Below are 18,655 nucleotides of genomic sequence, written 5' to 3'. Positions count from 1 at the left end.
TCGGGCACGAGCGGGGGCCCTGCGTGGTGACGCTTCGCTACCTCCTCCGGGCCTGACCCGCTCATGCTCTGTCGATCGGGCATGGGCGGGGGCCCTGCGTGGTGACGCTTCGCTGCCTCCTCCGGGCCTGACCCGCTCATGCCTTGACGATCCTGTTCGTGCAGGCACCGAGCCCCGCGATCCGCGTCTCGACTGTTTCACCGCCCACCAGATAGACCTTCGGGTCGCGCGCGTGACCGACCCCCGCGGGGGTTCCGGTGGCGATCATGTCACCCGGGTTCAGCCGGATCACCGTCGACACGTACTGCACCAGATGTACCGGGTCGAACAGCAGCGTCCCGGTGTCGTCGTGCTGCATGACCTTCCCGTCGACCACGGTCTCCACCTCGAGTGCCGGCCGCACTCCGCCGACCTCGTCCGGGGTCACGACATAAGGTCCGACCGGGGTGGAGGAGTCCCAGATCTTGCCCTGCGTCCATTCGATGGTCCGGAACTGCCAGTCCCGCATCGACACATCATTCATCACGGTGAATCCCGCGATCGCGTCGGCGGCTTCCGCTTCGGTGGCCCGGCGCACGGATCTCCCGATCACGACCACCAGCTCGACTTCCCAGTCCAGGGCATCGGTCTCGGCCGGTTTCACGATCGGATCGTTCGGCCCGATCAGACTGTCCGCGAACTTCGGGAACAACGTCGGGTAGCTCGGTAGCTCCCGGCCCATCTCCTTGATGTGGTTGGTGTAGTTGTGCCCGACGCAGATCACCTTCGACGGATTCGGCACCACGGGAGCGAAATCCGCGCCCGCCACCGGCCAGGTCCGCCCGCCGGCCGCGGCCGCGATCGCCGCCCAATCGTTCTGCGCGAACAGCGCCCCGAGATCTTCGTAGCCGAGGTCGACCAGGGTGTCACCGTCGAGCCGCGCCGCGCGGGTGCCGCCGTCGACGCGGAGGGTGGCGAGTTTCATCGGAGAGTCTCCTGACGGTCGAGCCGGAGCGCCTCGAAAATGGGCGCGTCCGAGAAACGGAACAGATCGAGGGCACCGGAATCGGAATCGGTGGCACCGGCTTCCGAGACGGCGGAGAAGGGCTGCCACGACGGGACCACGAACAGGTCACCGCGGGTGACCGACCAGGTCTTGTCGCCGACCGTCACCGTGCCGGAACCGTCGAACACCTGGAACACCGAGGATCCGGTCTCGCGCACCGGTGCGGTTTCCGTGCCACGGGCGATCCGGTGGAACTCCGCGCGGATGGTCGGCAGCACATCGGTGCCGTTGTGCGGGTTCGAGAACCGCACCGCCGCGTGCCCCGGCTCCACCGTGCCGCCGTACCCCTCTTTCTCCAGCAGCAGCTGATCGCGTAGCGCGGCATCGGTGTGCTCCCATTTGTAGGCGAGCAGCGGCGAACCGGGCGCGACCTCACCCACCGACAAGGGGCGCAGCCCCGGATGGCCCCATAAACGCTCCGACCGCGAACGATCCGGTGTCACCCGTTCGGCCGCGCTGATCTCGGTACGGCCGAACTGGAAGAACTGCGATTCCATCGTGTATTGGAACGGGATGTCCAGCCCGTCGATCCAGGCCATCGGCGCCGACGTCGCGTTGTGGTGGGCGTGCCGGTTCCAGCCGGCCTGCGGCAGGAAATCCCCGCGCCGCATCGGCACCGCGTCACCGTCGGCCGACTCCCCGGTACCGCCGACCACGGTCCACACCCCCGAACCCTCCACCACGAACCGGAAGGCGTGCTGGGTGTGCCGGTGCTCCGGGGCGTCCTCGCCCGGCATCAGGTACTGGATCGCCGCCCAGAGAGTGGGGGTGGCGAACGGCCGCCCATCCAGCGCCGGATTCGCCAGCGCGATGGCCCGCCGCTCCCCACCGCGGCCGACCGGCACGATATCGCCCGCCCGCGCCGCCAGCCGCAGCAGATTCTCCCACCGCCACAGATGCGGCACCGCCCGCGAGCGCGGATGCGCCGGCATCAGATCACCGATCTCGGTCCACAGCGGCACCAGCAGCTCCTGCTCGAAGCCCCGGTACAGCTCCTCGAGGGCAGGGGTGACATCCGGCTGGTCCGGCGCCGCGACCGCCCGCAGGCGGACAGGGGTGTCAGTCGTGCTCATATCGCCTACAGTTGCGCCTGCCGATCCAGCAGAACATCAAATTCTGGAGAGCAGAACGGACAGCAATGGGCAGCACCGCACCGAAAACTCCACCGGCCTACGTCGTGACCAGCGCGGACCACGCGCTGCGGACGGCGGTGATGCTGCAGCTGGAGGGTGGGCTGACGGTCAGTCAGGTCGCGGAGCGGCTGGGGGTCGCACGGTCGACCGCGCATCGGTTGCTGCAGACGCTGGTCTACCGGGACTTCGCGGTACAGGACGAGCAGCGGATGTACTACCCGGGGCCGGTGCTCGAGCTGGCCGCCCATTCGCAGTCGCGCACCTCGCGGCTGCGGGCGGCCGCGCTGCCACATCTGCAGCGGGTGGTCGATCTGGTGGGGGAGTCGGCGAACTTGACGATCCGGACCGGGGATACCACTCGGTTCATCGCCAGTGTGGAGTGCCGGCAGGCGCTGCGGGTGGGGTCGCGGGAGGGGATGGTGTTCCCGGCGCATCGCACGACCGCCGGTCTGGTGCTGCTCGCCGACCTCGACCCGGCCGAAGTGGATGAGCTCTACGACGAGGCGAGGTACACCGAGCGCCCCGATGAACGCCCGGACCTCCCGAGCTTGCGGGCCCGCCTCGCACGCGTCCGACGGGCGGGGTTCGCGCTCAACAACGGGCTGTCCGAGCGCGGAGTGGTGGCGATCGGGGTCCCGGTCCGGGATCCGGACGGTGCGGCGCTGGCGGGCCTGTCGGTCTCGATGCCCTCCATCCGCTACGACCGGAACCAGTTGCCCACCGTCGTCGCCACCCTGCACCGCGCGGCCGGCGCGATCGAAGCGGACCGCGGTGACCGATGAGACGGCCGGTGCCTCCTCGGCGCCGTACCGATCGCCGGCTCGAGGCGGCCGGGCCGGTCGGCGGCGCCGCGTCCCCTACCACGCGATGACGCGTGCTTTCAGCAGACTGATGGTGGCCGGCGAGAACCCCAGCCCGGACGACAGGTAGTGGTCGTCGATTTCGGTCCCGGATGAAGCGGCGGTCCGACTCGCCATGCGGAACGCAAGGATCAGCGGAGTTCATCCTCAGCGGCGGCCAGTGCGGCGAACTCCTCGTCGGGGGAGCCGGCGACGAGTCGCGTCCGGCTGTAGAGGGCGAAATAGAGCATGAACAGCACGAACACGACGAGGCAGCCGAAGGCCGCGGTGGAGTCCACGAGGAAGGTCGCGATCACCGACAGGACAGCGATCACGAGTGCGAAACCGGCGGTGACCAGGCCGCCGGGTGTCCGGTAGGGCCTCTGCATCCCGGGCTCCCGGATCCGGAGCACGATATGACTGATCATCATGAGCACGTAACTCAGTGCCGCGCCGAACACGGCCATGTTGAGTGGGGTCGCGCCGTTGCCGAAGATCGACAGCACGAATCCGATGACACCGGGCACGATCAACGCGAGCGCGGGAACCTTGCGCGCGTTGGTGATCGAGAGCCCCCGCGGCAGGTAGCCCGCGCGCGACAACGCGAACAGCTGCCGTGAGTAGGCGAAGATGATGGAGAAGAAGCTGGCGACCAGCCCCGCCAGCCCGATGTAGTTCACGACCGTCGCCGCGGTGCCCGAGCCCAGCGCTTCGACGAGCGGGTTGCCGGATTCCTGCATCGCCGCCGCCCCACCGGCCCCCGGCACCAGAACCAGCACAACCGCCCCCGTCACGACGAGGACCGTCATGGCCGCGATGATGCCTCGCGGCACATTTCGCGCGGGGTCCCGTGCTTCCTCCGCGGCGAGCGGGACCCCTTCCACGGCGAGGAAGAACCAGATCGCGAAGGGCAGCGCCGACCAGATCCCCAGGTAGCCGAACGGGAGGAACTCGCTCGCGCCCATGGCCTCCGCGTCGGGGGCGATATCGGTCAGGTTCGACCAGGAGAAGCTGCCGATGCTCGCGACCGCGAAGATCACCAGACCGATCAGGGCGATCGCCGTGATGACGAACATCGCTTTCAGCGCTTCACCGACGCCCGCGAGATGGATGCCCACGAAAAGCGCGTAGACGGCGAGATAGACCCACCATCCGTCGACGATGCCGAACAATCCGAGGGATTCGACATATGCACCGATGAACGTGGCGATCGCGGCCGGTGCGATCGAGTACTCGATCAGCACCGCTGTTCCGGTCGCGAACCCGCCCCACGGGCCCAGGGCCCGGCGAGCGAACGTGTAGCCGCCACCCGCCGTCGGCAGGGCAGCCGACATCTCGGCCATGCTCAACACCATCGCCCCGTACATGGCCGCGATCACGACCGTGGCGACGGCCAGCCCGCCGAACCCGCCTTCCGCCAGACCGAAGTTCCATCCGGAGTAGTCGCCGCTGATCACGTAGCTGACGCCGAGCCCGGCCAGCAACACCCAGCCCGCCGTTCCGGTCCGCAGCGTCCGCTTGCCGAGATATTCGTTGTCGATCCCGGCTCCGGGCTCGTCGGGTTTGGTGACACTCATTGCATTACTCCCCTGAACGATGCTGCCCGTCCGGAAGCCATCTCCGTTGGGTCCACGCACGACATCTGGACAGCGTGAGAGTAATGATCCGATATTTCACAGCCCTTGCGGGCATGTTTCGGGGTCGAGTAGCGGGGTCGGCACCAGTTCGGGTGGAGAATGTCCGAACGGACCGGGGACGCAGACGAGGGCTTCATGCCCTCTGTGCGCAAGCCCTCAGCCCACGTGGAGACCCCACCCTCAGGCCACAATCGACAGCAGCCGAGTCGGTCGATACTGTGATTCAGTGGCTGATTACGGGGGGCCTGCAGGTCCGCAGGATGTTTCGGTTGTTCCCGACGAAGTTCGCAGTGTCGGCAGATATGTCTACGGCATTGCGGATGCGCTGCGGCGGGCGTTGGAGTCGGCCGGCTCCGAAGTGGATTCGCTGACCGACGGTTCATGGGTCGGTGATGACGCTGCCGAGTTCGCGGTGGGATGGGCGGATGTGCGTGATGGCGGTGTTCAGAATTATGCTGGGAGACAATCCTGGTGCGACGATCGAACCGGTGGGATGATGGACTCGAGTGACTTTATCGCGCGACTGCGTAGTTTCGGTTCCCTTGAATGGTACCGCCATGCCGGCGGCGGCGTCGACGGTGAGCATTTCAGGCCGCCACTGGTAGTGTGGCGTTTTGCTGAGCCCTGGCCTGTGCGGGTCTCGGAGGCGCTTGAGCGGATTGTGGCAGACGAGCAGCGTGAGGTCGATTGGTTATTCGACACGGCGCGCCGCAACTGGGTCCTGGTTCCCTCGTTTGTCATGGAGGAGAAGGCCCGCCATGGCTTCGCTACCGAAGCGCACGCAGCAGATCTGATCTCCCGGGAAAACCCAGAATACAGTCGACGGTCGGTGCGCGATTTCGATAGGATCATTGTCGCGCTGGATTCTGTACCCGGGATCTGAAATCTGCCATTCCGGCAATGAATTGCCCTTTTATCATGAGGTCGGTCCGCGCGGTGGTGAAGCGTTCGGTGATTTCAACGAACCAGATGGCTGGAATCTTGAATATGGTGTCCCTGTACCGGGTGGTGAAATGCCATCTGTTTCCTTCGGTCGGGTGGAATCGGCCCCGACGGCCCCTGTGTCCTTGGCTTCGGGTGTAGCGTGAGGCAACCAATCGATCACGGCGGTGAGGTCTGGCGTGCAGCGACGTCGGCCTCGGACATTCTATTCATCGTGCAAGTTATTCTGCTGTTGACTCGCCCCGACCGTGACGGGCGGCCACCGTTCGTAGAGTGCAAGGTCGGCGATTACCAGATCGTCACCGAGTTCAAGGTCACCAACGCCGACGGTTCAACCTTCGAGAACACGCAGAAAACCAAGAAGGTCACCATCAGCAAATGCCCCGACGACTGAGGCTGCCGAAATAGTCACAGGGCCAAGCCCCGCACCGGCGACCGGATTCAGTTGAGCCTGTCGCTGTCAGAGGTGACCGGATCCTGACCGGAGGCAGGCAGCGACTCCAGATCCGCGCAGTTCAGCACGGCATCGATGCAGGCGCGAGAACCTCCGAGGTAGGCACTGGTGAAGTCGAAATGCGTCGAGACGAACCACGCTCGGTCAACCGGCCACCACAGATGCGCAGGCACACCCCGCAAAGTCCGCGAAGCCGCCGTCACCGGCCCCTTCGCCAGGTAGTAACGGAATCCGTCGATTTCGAGGCTCGTCCCGGCCACACGGATCCCGTCGAAGGCGCTGTTGCCTTCCCAGAACGCGAACCAGCACGCATCGGATGTCGAGGTATGGCCGGCCAGCACGCGCGCGAGCGCGTCGAGCTGGCTCGGCCAATCCGGCACCGGCGCGGCGGTCGCCACCCCAGTCCGCCCCGGCGCCGGCAGCCGCTCCAGCAAGCCCATCAGCTGGACGGTCGGATGGATACTTGCCCCGCTCGCTACTGCCAAGTCCGACCACCGCAGCCAGCGCACCCGGCCATGTTCAGCGACCGATTCGACGGGGTGCAACAACCGCGCGTAGGCGTCGAACACCAGGGGAACCAGCGACTCGACCCGGGCCTGATCATGGGTGACGACACTATCGCGCACCCATTGCCCCACCTCGAGATCGTGCTGCAGATCCGAATCCCGCCACAGGTCCTCCATGGCCCCAGTGTGCACCATCCACGGACCCTGCGAGCCCACTCGACCGCGGCCGGGCGAAGGGAACAAACGGTCACGCTGGGCGCCACTCCGAACGACCTCCCAGGGCGAGCCAAGGCGGCGGCGCGAACGGGCCCGTCCGCACCTACCAGGTCGTGGTCCGGAAAACGTTGTGCCCACAAATCGAGTCTGCCCGAGACTGTATGTCGACATGCTCGCGTCGCAAATCTCTGGACTGGCATCGAGAACCTTCTCTGCCCTCAGAGACCTTCACTGAGATCATCGGTGGAGGTAGAGGCGTTCGTTGGGAAGGCGGGGGAGGCCGGTGGGATGGCCGGGGAGGATAGTGGCGGCGTCGGGGTGATGGTGGGTGCGCCATTCGTGGAGGAAGTGGTGGGCGGCGGTGTGGCAGGCGGCGTAGTCGAGGCGCAGGTCGTGGAGGTGGATGCTGAGATGGAGGTCGGGTTCGTGGGGGCGGGGCGAGGTCATGGGCGGGGGCCGGTGGTAGGAGTGCGCAGCCAGCCGGTGCGGGCGGTGCAGGCACGAAGGGAGTCGAGGACGGTGTGGCCGGAGGGGCGGAAGGGGTTGTGGGGTAGATGGATCCAGCGGCGGAAGTGGACGCCGCGGTCGGTGGGGGAGGGGAGGGCGAGGGTGGCGCCGGGGCGGGTGATGGTGATGTCGAGGCGGAACATTTCGGTGAACAGGGCGGTGTCGTCGGGGAGGTCGGGGCGGATGAGGAAGGTCCAGCGGCCGGAGCGGGGGTGGGCGAGAACGGGTCCGGTGGCGGGGCCGGCGTCGTGGCGGTGGCAGTGCTGGAGGTCGGTGTGGACGGCGTGACCGAGTGCCGAGGGCATGACGAGGGCGGCGATATGGTCGGCGCGGACGGTGATGCGGCCGAGTTCGGGTGGATCGATGCGGGCGGGGAGGTCGCAGACGCGGCGGTAGAAGGCGCAGCGGGTATGCGGGGTGTCGCCGAACGGGACGGGTGGTGTCGGGGCGGTCATGGGCGGATTCCCGTCGTGTACTCGGCGGCGGTGGTGTAGCGGGGGCAGTGGTGGCCGGCGTGGGCGGCCATCAGCTGGTGGGCGTGGGAGTGCCCGCGGACGGGGGTTCGGGAGAGGCAGTCGTCGGTGTGGTGTTCGCCGGGCAGGGTGCGCAGTCCGTCGGCGAGGCGGCGCAGGATGACCGGATCGTCAGTAACAAAGGGCGTTTCGGTGTGCCAGAGGCGCGGGGTGGCGACGATGGCAGGGTTGGACGGTTCGCGTGTGGGCAGGGGTGGGAGCTCGGAACGCATGGTGTGGTACCTCCGGTGCTCTTGTAGTGGGGACAGAGGTGTGTGGCCGAGCGGGGTGTGGCGCGCATATGTAGGACCAGTTCGGTAGTAGCGCTGATGAATTGCTCGGCTGGGCTCAGTTGACCACCGAAACCACCCACTGGGGAACGTTCCTGGACGAGGATTTCCGAAGCGAGGGTGAAAGTTCCATGACGAAGACAGAATTGGTTCCAGTACGAACCGCATCGTCCGTCAATCCACTGGAGCGCACCGATGACCGAGAGCTCGACCGCCCCGAACTCGACCCTCCCACGTCGCATCCTGGCTCGCTTACTGCGGGAGAAGCGCGAGGAAGCCGGTATCTCTGCGGAAGCCGCGCGCCGGGCGATCGGCGTATCGAAACAGACCTTCTGGCGTATGGAGACCGGACAGCCGACACGGATCAATCCGCTGTTCATCAGCCATTTGGCCGGGATGTATCGGCTGAACGACGAGGATGCGGCCATCCTGCTGGGGCTGACAGAGGAGTCGCAGGCCAAGGGATGGTGGCATGCTTTCGGCGACGCCATTCCCAAACACTTCGATCTGTACATGGGCCTGGAGGATGCAGCGCGGAGCTTCAACTCCTACCACACGATGCTGCTGCCCGGACTGCTGCAAAAAGTCGACTACCGACGCGAGGTGATCTGGGCGGAGTTCCCCGGGATGGCAACGAGCGAAGTGGAGTTGCGCCTCGAGTTGCACACGCGCCGACTCGACCGGCTGCACAGTAGGGAGCATCCGCTGGAGCTGAATGTGATGGTGGATGAGTCCGTGCTCCGGCGCAGAATCGGATCGCCGGAGATCATGTCCACGCAGTTGGAGCATCTCCTCGCCGCGGACAGGATGCCGAATGTGGCGGTTCGGGTGGTTCCACTGGCCGCGCGCAGACACAAGGGAGCTGTGACCGGGAACTTTGTGATTCTCGAGTTTCCCCGCCATCCGACGGCGAAGCTCACGGACCCACCGGTCGTGTATGTCCAGGGCTTCACCGGTGCCCTGTATCTGGACAAGCAGGCCGAGTACGAGCAATACCGCGATGCGTATGCTGACATCCGGCGTGTCGCGCTGGATGAGACCGGAAGTCACGAGCTCATCCAGGAGGTTGCAGAGGAGTGGGTTCGGTGACGGTCGGTTTATCGGGGGCACAGTGGTTCAAGAGCAGTTATAGCTCGGGGAGCCAAGAGTGCGTCGAAGTGGCGCACTTGGAGCGACACCTGGTCGGCGTCCGTGATTCCAAGGATCCCGCCGGAGCGATGCTTGCGTTCTCCCTGGATGAATGGGATGCGTTCACCCGCGCAGTGCATGGCGGAGCCTTTTAGCCTTCGCCGGAGCGTCTATAACCGTGTGCCGGCGGACCGCGCCGACGGGCTGGGTCTGATCGCTACGGGCGATCAGATAAGAAGCGCCGGCGACCCGTCCCAATGCATCTGGGCAACAAGTACTTCGAGTAGTGGGATTCCGGTGTTGCCGCCGGGTCCGGTCACCGGGGACAAGCGCACCGGCTCGAATTGCACCGATTCGGATCCGGTGTGGAGATAGCACTGCTCAGCAGTGGCGGGGTGTAGTCCGGCACCGGCCGGCACCGACTGCGGTACATCTGCGGGGAGGGTCCCCAGGACTATGTGGTAGGCCAGGTAGGACGGGAGTTCAGGTGTCACTGCTTCGGCGGGCTGCTGCGCTGCCAGTACCAGGTGGGCCCCGATAGCTCTCCCGATACGGCCGTAGGTCACCAACAGCATGCGGAACTCCGGCTGCTGTGCGACGAGTTCGGCGATCCCGTCGATTACCACTATCAGGGTGGGCACAGGGGCCAGATCGAATCCTGCGGTTCGTGCTCGTTCGTAATGCTCGAGATCGCCGAAATTTCCCATGATCTCGAATACTTCCAGCCGACGATTGCACTCCGCGGCCAGACGATCCCGGATGCGGGCGGCCAGACCGAGGTCGTGCGCGACGCCGGAAACAAGCCCAGCGGTGTGCGGCAGATCGGCCAAGCCGTCGAATGTCCCACGGCCGTGGAAGTCGACGAAGAAGAAATTGACCGCCGCCGGCGAGTTCCGGAGCGCCAGGCCGAGCACGATGGTCCTGAGTACCTCGGCTCGGCGTGTATCTGCCGCGCCGGTCACGAGTCCGTGTCCGAAGCCCCAGCCAGAGTTTCTTTTCGCGACCGCCGGTATTGTCAATTCGGCCGGAGTGCCGGCCTGAGTGACTCCGATCGGAACCTTCTCTGTTCCGGAGGGCCGCTGCTGCCACAGTTCCCAGGTATCGATACGTGTCGGATTGTCGAGGCCGTAGAGAGATGTGAGATCGACCGGCTCCCTTGCCTCATGCCGAATCGTCGAGTCTTCCACGGCTGGCCCCTCTCGATCGGACGCCACGATCACCGTTGCGTCGGCTGGCATCATATGGCTGCTGATCGCGGGACGCCGTGCTGGGCCCCGCGGGCACCGCATGGTCGACCGTCCCGGTATCGAGCCCGAAACGTGCTGGGCCGACGGCTTGTGGAAAGCGCTGAGCCGGAACAGAATTGGATGATCCGTGGCCCGATCCGTTCGAGGAGCCGTCATGAACTCTGCACGATCGCCGCGCCGGGTGGATGTCATCCACACGCTCGACGACCTGCGGGTCGATCTGGCGGGTCGTCATCGGGCGACGGGCAGCGCCTCGGAGGTCGATCCGGCTGTGGTGGCCGCCGACCTGGCCGACCTCGAACGGGACGGCTACGTCGTCTGGGAGAACCTGCTCACCGAGGAAGCATGCGAGCGCCTTCGCACGGCGATCGCGCCCTTGCTCGACCGCACCGGCCGGAACACGTTCGAGGGTCAGCGGACCCGGCGGGCCTACAACCTGCTCGAGAAGACGCGCGGATGCGACGGGCTCGTCGAGCATCCTCGGGTGCTCGCCCTGCTCGATCGACTGTTCCTGCCGAACTATCTGCTCTCGCAGCTCCAGGCGATCGATATCCATCCGGGTGAGGACGCGCAGATGCTGCACCACGACGACGGCTTCTATCCGCTGCCGCGTCCCCGGCCGCCGCTGAGTGCGGCCACGATGTGGGCGATCGATCCGTTCACCGATGTCAACGGTGGCACGGTCGTACTGCCCGGCAGTCATCTCTGGGGTTCCGAACGCGGTCCCGCCGGCACCGATACCCGGGTGGCGGTGCGGATGCCCGCGGGGTCGTGTGCGTTCTATCTCGGCACCCTGTGGCACGGCGGTGGTGCGAATCGATCCACCCGTTCGCGACTGGGGGTGACCGTGCAGTACTGCGAACCCTGGCTGCGGCCGCAGGAGGCGTACACCTTGGCCACCAGCCGGGAAACCGTGCGGACGGTATCGGAGAACATCCGCCGGATGCTGGGCTACAGCATCCATCCGCCGTTCATGGGCGCCGTCGACGGTATGCATCCCAAACGGCTGCTCGACCGGATCGAATCGGCCACCCCGATGCCTGCTCGGCAGGTGGATCCGGAGGACGGGGTGGCCGACCGGCCGGTGTGACGTGGCTACCCGGGCGGCATCACCGCGTCACTTTCCGCAGCGCGATCCGGTACAGCACCAGGTGCTCCTCGTCGAACTGCCGGATCGATGCCTCCAGGTAGCGTTCGTAGGCCTCGGTGACACCCGTTCCGGCCAGCTTCTCCGCCGCGGGCCGCCGCGCCCGTAGCCGGTGCAACCATTCCGCGCAGGTGGTCGAGTAGTCGTGCCGGTCGTTGATCACCGAACGGATCTCGAACAACTTCTCCGAAGCATGGGCCAGTTCCGCGAGCCGCGGTGGATCCGATTCGGGAAAGATCTCGTCGGCCAGGAACTGCACATCGGTGATCGAGTTCTGGTCGAGCGGGCGGTTGCCCTTACCGATCGTCTGGACCACGAGCCGGCCGCCGGGGTTCAGGATGCGGTGGCAGTAGGAGAAGAATGCCCGGTACGTCGCGGTTCGCTCCCGGCGCGACAGTCCGAACCGGACGAAATGTTCCAGCGCCCCGACGCAGAAGACGACGTCGTAGCCCAGATCGGGCCGGTGCTCGTTCCAGTGTTCCAGGCGGACGTCCGTGCGATCCGGTGGGTCGGCCGAGATATGGCTGTACTGGTCCCGGCTGAGGGTGAGTCCGGTGATCAGCGTGTGCTCGGTTCTGTCGGCGACCGCCCGCAGCAAACTTCCCCAGCCGCAGCCGATATCGAGAACCCGGGCGGCCCCGGGGAGTTGGGCCTGCTCGATGAGGTAGTCGAGCTTTCGCTGCTGAGCTCGCTGGAGATCATCGCCGTCCGCCCACATCGCACACGAGTAGGTGAGTCCGGGATCCAGCCACAGCCGGTAGAACTCGGTGCCGATGTCGTAGTGATATTCGACCGCCTCCGCCGAGGCGCCCCGGCGTTCACCGATATCCGATGTCATCTCAGTTCTCCGAACTCTATTGGGGGACGGACGGGTTGCCGGCGCCTGGTTCGCTCGATCGGGAAGCCGGGCGGTCGTCCGAACTCGGTGAGCGCGACCGGTACGTGCGCACCCGGACACTCGCCGGCCCGTCCGGGTGGGAACGGCTTTCGGGGCGGCGGCAGGGGTCGTGGGTAGTTCGTGCGGAACCCGCGGGGCGACCTTGCGCCCACGCGCGGTGGGACTCTCCAGAACAGGTAGGGCACCGCAAGCGCGGTGACGGAGGTGGCGAAATAGCCGCAACAGCAACGGGTCGCGCATCCATCGCGCGGGGTGAGGAGCGGGGGGTCGGCGCGCTGCATCCAGTCTACAACCGGAAACGGGACCGGTCTATACCGTAACGCATCAATTATGTTGTGGCACTGTGTATTACAAGGCAGCTGCGGGCCGCAGCCGCGCGAGGATGCCGTCCAGGTCCAGGGTGAACATTTCGGGCCGGAAGACATGCCCGCCGGTCGCCTCATATGATTCGTGTGGGATCCCGGCATCGCCGAGGCGTGCCCGGAACTCCCGCTGGCCGGCGAGCACCTGGGTCTCGTTGACGCTGTCGAACCAGTCGACCGGACTCGGGCTGGTACCCGCGACCAGGAAGATCCGCTTGTTCCGGTAGCTGCTGATACGTTCGACGGGGTTGTCGGCGCTGACCCTGGTCTGGTTCCAGAACGGCGCGCCGTAGATCGTGCCGCCGCCCAGTTCCACGGCCGCCGAGGACAGGTTCGCCCAGTGGACGACGAGGCCGAAATCGCGACGCAGACTGGCCGGGCCGGAGTGGCTGCTGACCGAGGCGAAATGGCCGTGGTACTTGGCCGTGTACTTCAGCGCGCCGAAGCCTCCCATCGAGAACCCGGAGACCGCGCGGCCCTCGTACTCGGCGTAGGTCCGGAAGTTCGCCTCGATCCAGGGGAGCAGCTGGGCGATGTGGAAGGTCTCCCAGTTGCGTGGGCCGACGAACGAGGTGACCGGATTGGAGTACCAGCCCGCGCGCCCGCCGTCGGGCATCACCACGATGATCGGCTTTCCGGCGGTCAGGTCTCGGATGCCCAGGAAGTCGAACGCGCGGAAATCCTCGCCACCGCCGTGGAACAGGTAGAGGACGGGATAGGTGAGTCCGCTGGTGAGGTAGTCGGCGGGCAGTAGGACGTTGACTCCGGGGTTCCAGCCGATCGCCTGGGTCTGGAAGCGGTAGTACCACATGCGAGGGTCGTCCTCGTTGCGGTCCACGATCGTCAGTCCGAAGCCGTCGCTGCGCCCGGCGAATACGGCCAGTGTGTTCCCGGGGCCGATATCGTCGGGATCGGAGATGCCGTTGGCGGTGGCGAGCAGCGGGGAGAACGAGGCGTCGCCGTAGAAGTGTAGTGCCAACTCCGCGGCCGTGTCCCCGGCGCGCACCTTGTATGTCGTGAGTTCGGGGATGATCAACTGCTGTCGCTCGTCGGCGGTGTCCGAGCCGGTGATCCCGCTGGCCCCGGCGATCAGGTGAGACAGTCCGGCGTCGCCGTAGAAGCGTATTGCCAGCTCCGTCAACGTATCCCCGCCGCGCCTCTCGTACCTGGTGAAATCGGGGATGATCAACTGCTGCCCCACGGAGACGAGGTGAGGTTCGGTGATCCCGTCGGCGGGATCTACGGCGTCGAGGCCGGTGATCCCGCTGGCGGTGGCGATCAGTCGAAATAGCTCCGCGTCGCCGTAGAAACGCAACGCCAAGGCCGGCAGCGTTTCCCCCGCGGCAACCGTATGTGTTCTGACCATCGGACCCACCTCTTCAATAGCAGATAGCTCTAGTTTCCATTGCTGGGAAGGTGTTGTCCAGGGGTTCGGAGGCATTGAGTTGTGGGTGGAAATCATTGCGGCAGTGGTAGAGCGAGTGAAGATCGTTTGTTCGGGCGGCGACAGGCAGTGAGAGAGGGCCGTCATTGTGATGTGATCGGTCTCACAGGGCGTTCAATTGCGCCTACTGTCCGGGGTCGTCGACCCCGACGATCATGCCGCGCAGGGTGTAGCCGCCGATCGCGTCGTTGAAACCGACCCGGGGCGGGGAGTGCATGCGGACCCCGGGCAGGGCGAGCAATTTGCCGAGGAAGATATCGGTCTCCACGATTGCGATCGTGGCCCCGGGGCATTTGTGTGCACCGTCGCCGAAAGAGAGCGCCGGGGCGGTGGCGTCGGTGCGGGACCGGGCGGGACAGACCATCAGCGGGTCATCCCCGACTGCGGCCTGGTCGATATTGGTTGCCGCGATATGGATTTCGATGAGTTCCCCGGGCCCGACCGTCACCGATTCGCCGTCTCCGCCGGGTAGTTCGACGGGCGCGGTGGTGCGGCGCAGGAGGTTCGCGACGACAGGTTCGAGCCGGAGGATCTCGTGCAGGATGGCGAAACGCTCCGGTTCCGCGGCGACGCGGTAGCGGTCGCACAGGGCTCGGTCGGTGAACAGATGCCACGCGGCGAGCGTGATGAACTCGCGGGTGGTGACCATACCCGCGGCGGCGAAGGTAATACATTCACCGAGGATCTCGACCGAGGAACAACCTTCGTCGAGTAGATGCGAGATCAGATCGTCGCGGCGCCGGGCGCGGCGGGCGCGTACCGCCGGGCGCACATCGCTGAGGAAAACGCTCGTCCAGTTCCGCGCCTGCCGCAACACCCAGTAGAGGCCGTTCACGGTGGTGAATCCCGGTGAGCCGAACTCGTCGGGGAAGAATCTCTCCAATCGCCGGGTCAGGCCCGGCCGGCTCTCGGTCAGGCCGATTACGGTGCAGGCCACATCGATGGCGAGGCCGAAGCCGAGATCCGCGAGGTCCGCACTGCGGCTGTCGCGAAGGACGGCCAGCTGCCGGTCGGCCAGGCTGTCGATGAAGCCCCGATAGGATTCGTCGACCCGGCGGGGCGTGAAGAATCGTGCGGTCTGGCGCCGGTGCTCGCGATGCTCCGGGCCATCCCGGTACAGCACCGGACGCCGGATGCTTGCGGGGAGATTATCGAGCGTCTCCACGCCCAGTCCGGCCTGCACGGTGTCGGGACTGCGCAATGTGGCGCGGGCGGCGGCGTAGTCGTTGACGAGCCAGGTTCCATCGGCGTTTCGGCCGACCGGACAACCGGCCGACTCCGGTCCCCGGTCGATCTTGCGTGCGTCGGTGCTGTCGGTCGGCATGGTCCCGGTCCTGTTCGTCGGCGCGATCTCGGGCGGCTCGGCTGCCTCCGGAAGTTCCGGGCGCGATGGCGGGCCGCGGCCGTCGGCGCATCCGCCGCCTTCTCCAACTATGGTGCGCGAGAGCGGCTTCGATGTCACCTGTGCGGCTCGGAAACTCCGCCGATGCAGCGGACTCTCGAGGCCGCGGCGCGGCAGCGGACCCCCGAGGCCGCGGCGCGGCAAGGCCGAGGTGAATACGCTTCGCCGCCGCCGAGCGGCGCGCGCACCGCCGAGCAGTCGCCCGCGACGCGCTACTCGCGGTCGAACCGGTCAGCGCCGGTACGCGGCGCCCGGGTGGTCGGCGGCCAGCAGCGGGCCGGCGCCTCCGAGTTTTTCCCGCAAGGTCGCTCGCCCGGTGTCTTCCGGAACCCGCCCCCGCCGCCGCAGTTCCGGTACCACGAGCCTCGAGAAATCGGCGAAGGTGCCCGGTGTGGTCACGTAGGCGATATTGAATCCGTCGATATCGGCCTCGTCGACCCATCGTTCCAGTTCATCGGCGACCTCACCGGGCGACCCCACGACAACAGGCCCCCGCCCACCGATCCCGAGCGAGGTGGCGAGGTCCCGCGGCGTCCAGGTGCGTGTCGGGTCCGAGGTGAAGGAGGTCAGCGCCGACCGGTTCGCTTCCGTTTCCACATGTTGCAACGGCTCGTCGGGGTCGGCCCGGGACAGATCCACTCCCGTCCACCCGCCGAACAACGCGAGCGCCCCCTCCACACTCACGAACTCCTCGTAGGACCGCAGCTCGGCCAGCGCCTGCTCCCGGGTTTCGGCCACGATCGGGGTCAGCATGGTGAACACCTTGATCGACCGGGGATCGCGGCCGAGTTCGGCGGCGGCCTCGCGCAGCGCCCGCACCGGGCGCCGCACCACCTCGGGGTTCGGGCCCGAAACGAATACCGCTTCGGCGTGCGCGGCGGCGAACCGGACCCCGCGGGGGGAGGCACCGGCCTGGAACAGCGTCGGGGTGCGCTGCGGCGACGGTTCGCACAGGAAGGGCCCCGGCACCGTGAAGTAGCGGCCCTTGTGCTCGATATCGTGAACCTTCGCCGGGTCGGTGAAAACGCCGCGCTGCGGGTCTCGTTGCACCGCATCGCTTTCCCACGACGATTCCCACAGTTTGTAGCAGACCTCGAGGTATTCCTCGGCGATCTCGTACCGCTCGTCGTGCGGGATCTGGTCGTCCAGGCCCAGATTCTTCGCGGCACTGGCCAGATACGACGTGACGATATTCCACGCGACCCGGCCGCCGGTGAGGTGATCGAGCGTGGTGAGCCGGCGGGCCAGCGCGTACGGCTGTTCGTAGGTGAGCGAGATCGTGACCCCGAACCCCAGCCGTTCGGTGACCGCGGCCATTGCGGAGACCGCCAGCGTCGGATCGTTCACCGGGAACTGCGCGGCATCGGTGACCGCGGCGTCGCGGGATCCGCCGTAGACGTCGTAGGCGCCGAGCACATCGGCCAGGAACAGCGCGTCGAAGCCGCCGTCCTCGAGCAGCCGGGCCAGGTCGGTCCAGTAGTCGAGCCGGTTGTAGCGGTGTCCCTGATCGGCGGGGTGCTTCCACAGCCCCGGCGACTGATGACCGACGCAGGCCATATCGAAGGCATTCAGATAGATACGTTTCATCGGACCTCGTCGAGATCGTCGCGATAGGTTTCGCGGGTCGCTACGGCCGCGGCCGCCGTCAGTGCGGACAGCACGATGAAGTAGCCGACGATCAGCCACGGCCGTCCGCCACCGGCCACCAGCAGGGCGGCCGCGATGAGCGGGGCGAATCCGCCGGAGAGCACCGCGCCGATGTGGTAGCCGAGTGAACTTCCGCTGTAGCGGACGCGGGTGTCGAACAGTTCCGCGAACCAGGCGGCCTGCGGTCCGTACATGGCGTCGTGCAGGACGTTGACGCCGAACACGATGGCCAGCACGATCGCGATTTCCGACCCGCTGTCGACTGCCAGGAAGAACAGTGCGAGGGCGAGGGGCCCGCCCACGGCGCCGAACAGATACAGCGGCCGGCGCCCGACCCGGTCCGACAGCCGTGACCACAGCGGGGTGCTGAGCAGCCCGAGTGCCGAGGCGATCAGCACCGCCACCAGCCCCACCGGGCTGTCCTTGTCGAATTCGTCCTGGATGTAGGTGAGCGAATAGGTGGTCAGCAGGACGAACAGGCCGATCTGGGAGAGCCGCAGACCGGTGGTCAGCGCGACGTTGCGTGGTTGGGTCCGCAACACCTCGACAACCGGGAGGCGCGCGACCGCGCCGTCTTCGCGCAGCCTGTCGAAGATCCGCGCATCGGTCAGCCGCAACCTGATCACCAATCCGATCACCACCAGCAGCACGCTGAGCAGGAACGGGATCCGCCACGCGCCGTCCAGGAAAGCCTGTTCGCCGGCCACGGCGCGGACCAGATAGAAGACGGCGGTCGCCAACAGCATCCCGGCCGGTGATCCGAGCTGGGTGAAACTGCCGTACCACCCGCGCTGCCCGCGCGGGGCATGTTCGACCGACAACAGCGCCGCACCACCCCATTCCGCGCCGACCGCCAGGCCCTGCAACACCCGCAGCGTCGCCAAGAGCGCGGGAGCCACCACTCCGACCTGCGCGTAGGTGGGTAGCACGCCGATCGCCGCGGTGGCGGTTCCCATCAGCAGCAGCGCACCCACCAGCACGGTTTTGCGGCCGATCCGGTCACCGATATGTCCGGAGATGATCGCGCCCACCGGTCGGGCGCCGAACCCGGCCGCGTAGGTGGCGAAGGTGGCCAGAGTGCCCGCGGTGGACGAGACATTCGGGAAGAACAGCGGCTTGAACACCAGCGCGGCGGCGGTCGCGTAGAGGTAGAAGTCGTACCACTCGATGGTGGTGCCGACCATGCTCCCGAATGCCACGGCCCGCGGTGTGGGCCGGCGGGCGGGGGTCTCGGAGCGGCCGATCGCGATAGTCACCGGCGGGAAACTAGCGGCCGAACCCGGCGCGGAGGAGGTTTGT

The 18,655-nt window shown here is 66.7% G+C and carries 19 protein-coding genes; 6 read left to right on the top strand and 13 right to left on the bottom strand.

The window, feature by feature from the left end:
- Positions 1-136 precede the first annotated feature (136 nt).
- Positions 137-964 carry a fumarylacetoacetate hydrolase family protein gene (locus AB0F41_RS16990; protein ID WP_357424707.1) on the bottom strand — a complete coding sequence of 276 codons (828 nt, stop codon included), beginning with the start codon at positions 962-964 and terminating at the stop codon, positions 137-139.
- The gene (locus tag AB0F41_RS16985; RefSeq protein ID WP_357424705.1) at positions 961-2,118 is read right to left on the bottom strand and encodes a cupin domain-containing protein; all 1,158 of its coding nucleotides are present in this window, start codon (positions 2,116-2,118) and stop codon (positions 961-963) included. Before AB0F41_RS16985 ends, AB0F41_RS16990 begins: the two co-directional genes overlap by 4 nt.
- Before the next feature lie 65 nt (positions 2,119-2,183).
- Here AB0F41_RS16985 and AB0F41_RS16980 point away from each other — a divergent pair, with 65 nt between their 5' ends.
- A complete protein-coding gene (locus AB0F41_RS16980; RefSeq protein ID WP_357424703.1) occupies positions 2,184-2,960 on the top strand; it encodes an IclR family transcriptional regulator in 777 nt (258 codons plus the stop codon).
- 209 nt (positions 2,961-3,169) lie between these two features.
- On the opposite strand, the gene eat is transcribed toward AB0F41_RS16980, so the two are convergent.
- Positions 3,170-4,594 (bottom strand): ethanolamine permease, encoded by a 1,425-nt coding sequence (gene eat / locus AB0F41_RS16975; protein WP_357424701.1) that lies wholly within the window; start codon positions 4,592-4,594, stop codon positions 3,170-3,172.
- A gap of 286 nt (positions 4,595-4,880) precedes the next feature.
- Here eat and AB0F41_RS16970 point away from each other — a divergent pair, with 286 nt between their 5' ends.
- Entirely contained in the window at positions 4,881-5,537 is a 657-nt protein-coding gene (locus tag AB0F41_RS16970) for a hypothetical protein (RefSeq protein WP_357424699.1), read from the top strand.
- Positions 5,538-5,810: 273 nt separating this feature from the next.
- Positions 5,811-5,990: a hypothetical protein gene (locus AB0F41_RS16965; protein ID WP_357424697.1), complete on the top strand. Its 180-nt coding sequence runs from the start codon at positions 5,811-5,813 to the stop codon at positions 5,988-5,990.
- A 47-nt stretch (positions 5,991-6,037) separates the two neighbouring features.
- Here the strand turns inward: AB0F41_RS16965 and AB0F41_RS16960 are convergent, their stop codons facing one another.
- The 4 genes from AB0F41_RS16960 to AB0F41_RS16945 all read right to left on the bottom strand — a co-directional run bounded on the left by AB0F41_RS16960 (position 6,038) and on the right by AB0F41_RS16945 (position 8,024).
- Complete coding sequence (locus AB0F41_RS16960; RefSeq protein WP_357424695.1) at positions 6,038-6,733, bottom strand: hypothetical protein; 696 nt, start codon at positions 6,731-6,733, stop codon at positions 6,038-6,040.
- 276 nt (positions 6,734-7,009) lie between these two features.
- Positions 7,010-7,219, bottom strand: a complete 210-nt coding sequence (locus AB0F41_RS16955) for a hypothetical protein (RefSeq protein ID WP_357424693.1) — start codon at positions 7,217-7,219, stop codon at positions 7,010-7,012.
- Positions 7,216-7,734 (bottom strand): DNA-directed RNA polymerase subunit beta, encoded by a 519-nt coding sequence (locus AB0F41_RS16950; protein WP_357424691.1) that lies wholly within the window; start codon positions 7,732-7,734, stop codon positions 7,216-7,218. The genes AB0F41_RS16955 and AB0F41_RS16950 overlap by 4 nt, the downstream gene beginning before the upstream one ends.
- On the bottom strand, positions 7,731-8,024 hold the full coding sequence (locus AB0F41_RS16945; protein WP_357424690.1) for a hypothetical protein: 294 nt from the start codon (positions 8,022-8,024) through the stop codon (positions 7,731-7,733). Before AB0F41_RS16945 ends, AB0F41_RS16950 begins: the two co-directional genes overlap by 4 nt.
- Before the next feature lie 252 nt (positions 8,025-8,276).
- Here AB0F41_RS16945 and AB0F41_RS16940 point away from each other — a divergent pair, with 252 nt between their 5' ends.
- A complete protein-coding gene (locus tag AB0F41_RS16940) occupies positions 8,277-9,170 on the top strand; it encodes a helix-turn-helix transcriptional regulator (protein ID WP_357424688.1) in 894 nt (297 codons plus the stop codon).
- The gene (locus AB0F41_RS16935; RefSeq protein WP_357424686.1) at positions 9,158-9,364 is read left to right on the top strand and encodes a DUF397 domain-containing protein; all 207 of its coding nucleotides are present in this window, start codon (positions 9,158-9,160) and stop codon (positions 9,362-9,364) included. Before AB0F41_RS16940 ends, AB0F41_RS16935 begins: the two co-directional genes overlap by 13 nt.
- A gap of 72 nt (positions 9,365-9,436) precedes the next feature.
- On the opposite strand, the gene AB0F41_RS16930 is transcribed toward AB0F41_RS16935, so the two are convergent.
- On the bottom strand, positions 9,437-10,447 hold the full coding sequence (locus AB0F41_RS16930) for an FtsK/SpoIIIE domain-containing protein (RefSeq protein ID WP_357424684.1): 1,011 nt from the start codon (positions 10,445-10,447) through the stop codon (positions 9,437-9,439).
- A 163-nt stretch (positions 10,448-10,610) separates the two neighbouring features.
- Between AB0F41_RS16930 and AB0F41_RS16925 the strand changes: the two genes are divergently transcribed.
- Positions 10,611-11,546, top strand: a complete 936-nt coding sequence (locus AB0F41_RS16925) for a phytanoyl-CoA dioxygenase family protein (protein ID WP_357424682.1) — start codon at positions 10,611-10,613, stop codon at positions 11,544-11,546.
- Between the two features lie 19 nt (positions 11,547-11,565).
- Here the strand turns inward: AB0F41_RS16925 and AB0F41_RS16920 are convergent, their stop codons facing one another.
- From AB0F41_RS16920 to AB0F41_RS16900, 5 genes are all read right to left on the bottom strand, one after another.
- Positions 11,566-12,441 (bottom strand): class I SAM-dependent methyltransferase, encoded by an 876-nt coding sequence (locus AB0F41_RS16920; protein ID WP_357424680.1) that lies wholly within the window; start codon positions 12,439-12,441, stop codon positions 11,566-11,568.
- Positions 12,442-12,849: 408 nt separating this feature from the next.
- A complete protein-coding gene (locus AB0F41_RS16915) occupies positions 12,850-14,229 on the bottom strand; it encodes an alpha/beta hydrolase-fold protein (RefSeq protein WP_357424678.1) in 1,380 nt (459 codons plus the stop codon).
- Positions 14,230-14,431: 202 nt separating this feature from the next.
- The gene (locus AB0F41_RS16910) at positions 14,432-15,631 is read right to left on the bottom strand and encodes a cytochrome P450 (RefSeq protein WP_357424676.1); all 1,200 of its coding nucleotides are present in this window, start codon (positions 15,629-15,631) and stop codon (positions 14,432-14,434) included.
- A gap of 309 nt (positions 15,632-15,940) precedes the next feature.
- A complete protein-coding gene (locus AB0F41_RS16905; protein ID WP_357424674.1) occupies positions 15,941-17,296 on the bottom strand; it encodes an LLM class flavin-dependent oxidoreductase in 1,356 nt (451 codons plus the stop codon).
- The gene (locus AB0F41_RS16900; protein ID WP_357424813.1) at positions 17,293-18,540 is read right to left on the bottom strand and encodes an MFS transporter; all 1,248 of its coding nucleotides are present in this window, start codon (positions 18,538-18,540) and stop codon (positions 17,293-17,295) included. Before AB0F41_RS16900 ends, AB0F41_RS16905 begins: the two co-directional genes overlap by 4 nt.
- Positions 18,541-18,655 lie beyond the last annotated feature (115 nt).

The organism is Nocardia sp. NPDC024068 (assembly GCF_040638875.1).
GTDB lineage: Bacteria > Actinomycetota > Actinomycetes > Mycobacteriales > Mycobacteriaceae > Nocardia.
Note: the sequence above shows the minus strand (reverse complement) of the source record. Positions and strands in the feature narration are given on the sequence as shown.

Coding starts and splice junctions, on each gene's coding strand:
- AB0F41_RS16945 (WP_357424690.1), bottom strand. CDS start 8,024: ATGCGTTCCGAGCTCCCACCCCTGCCCACACGCGAACCGTCCAACCCT.
- AB0F41_RS16980 (WP_357424703.1), top strand. CDS start 2,184: ATGGGCAGCACCGCACCGAAAACTCCACCGGCCTACGTCGTGACCAGC.
- AB0F41_RS16985 (WP_357424705.1), bottom strand. CDS start 2,118: ATGAGCACGACTGACACCCCTGTCCGCCTGCGGGCGGTCGCGGCGCCG.
- AB0F41_RS16905 (WP_357424674.1), bottom strand. CDS start 17,296: ATGAAACGTATCTATCTGAATGCCTTCGATATGGCCTGCGTCGGTCAT.
- AB0F41_RS16990 (WP_357424707.1), bottom strand. CDS start 964: ATGAAACTCGCCACCCTCCGCGTCGACGGCGGCACCCGCGCGGCGCGG.
- AB0F41_RS16960 (WP_357424695.1), bottom strand. CDS start 6,733: ATGGAGGACCTGTGGCGGGATTCGGATCTGCAGCACGATCTCGAGGTG.
- eat (WP_357424701.1), bottom strand. CDS start 4,594: ATGAGTGTCACCAAACCCGACGAGCCCGGAGCCGGGATCGACAACGAA.
- AB0F41_RS16900 (WP_357424813.1), bottom strand. CDS start 18,540: ATGGTCGGCACCACCATCGAGTGGTACGACTTCTACCTCTACGCGACC.
- AB0F41_RS16925 (WP_357424682.1), top strand. CDS start 10,611: ATGAACTCTGCACGATCGCCGCGCCGGGTGGATGTCATCCACACGCTC.
- AB0F41_RS16920 (WP_357424680.1), bottom strand. CDS start 12,441: ATGACATCGGATATCGGTGAACGCCGGGGCGCCTCGGCGGAGGCGGTC.
- AB0F41_RS16955 (WP_357424693.1), bottom strand. CDS start 7,219: ATGACCTCGCCCCGCCCCCACGAACCCGACCTCCATCTCAGCATCCAC.
- AB0F41_RS16930 (WP_357424684.1), bottom strand. CDS start 10,447: ATGCCAGCCGACGCAACGGTGATCGTGGCGTCCGATCGAGAGGGGCCA.
- AB0F41_RS16915 (WP_357424678.1), bottom strand. CDS start 14,229: ATGGTCAGAACACATACGGTTGCCGCGGGGGAAACGCTGCCGGCCTTG.
- AB0F41_RS16910 (WP_357424676.1), bottom strand. CDS start 15,631: ATGCCGACCGACAGCACCGACGCACGCAAGATCGACCGGGGACCGGAG.
- AB0F41_RS16950 (WP_357424691.1), bottom strand. CDS start 7,734: ATGACCGCCCCGACACCACCCGTCCCGTTCGGCGACACCCCGCATACC.
- AB0F41_RS16940 (WP_357424688.1), top strand. CDS start 8,277: ATGACCGAGAGCTCGACCGCCCCGAACTCGACCCTCCCACGTCGCATC.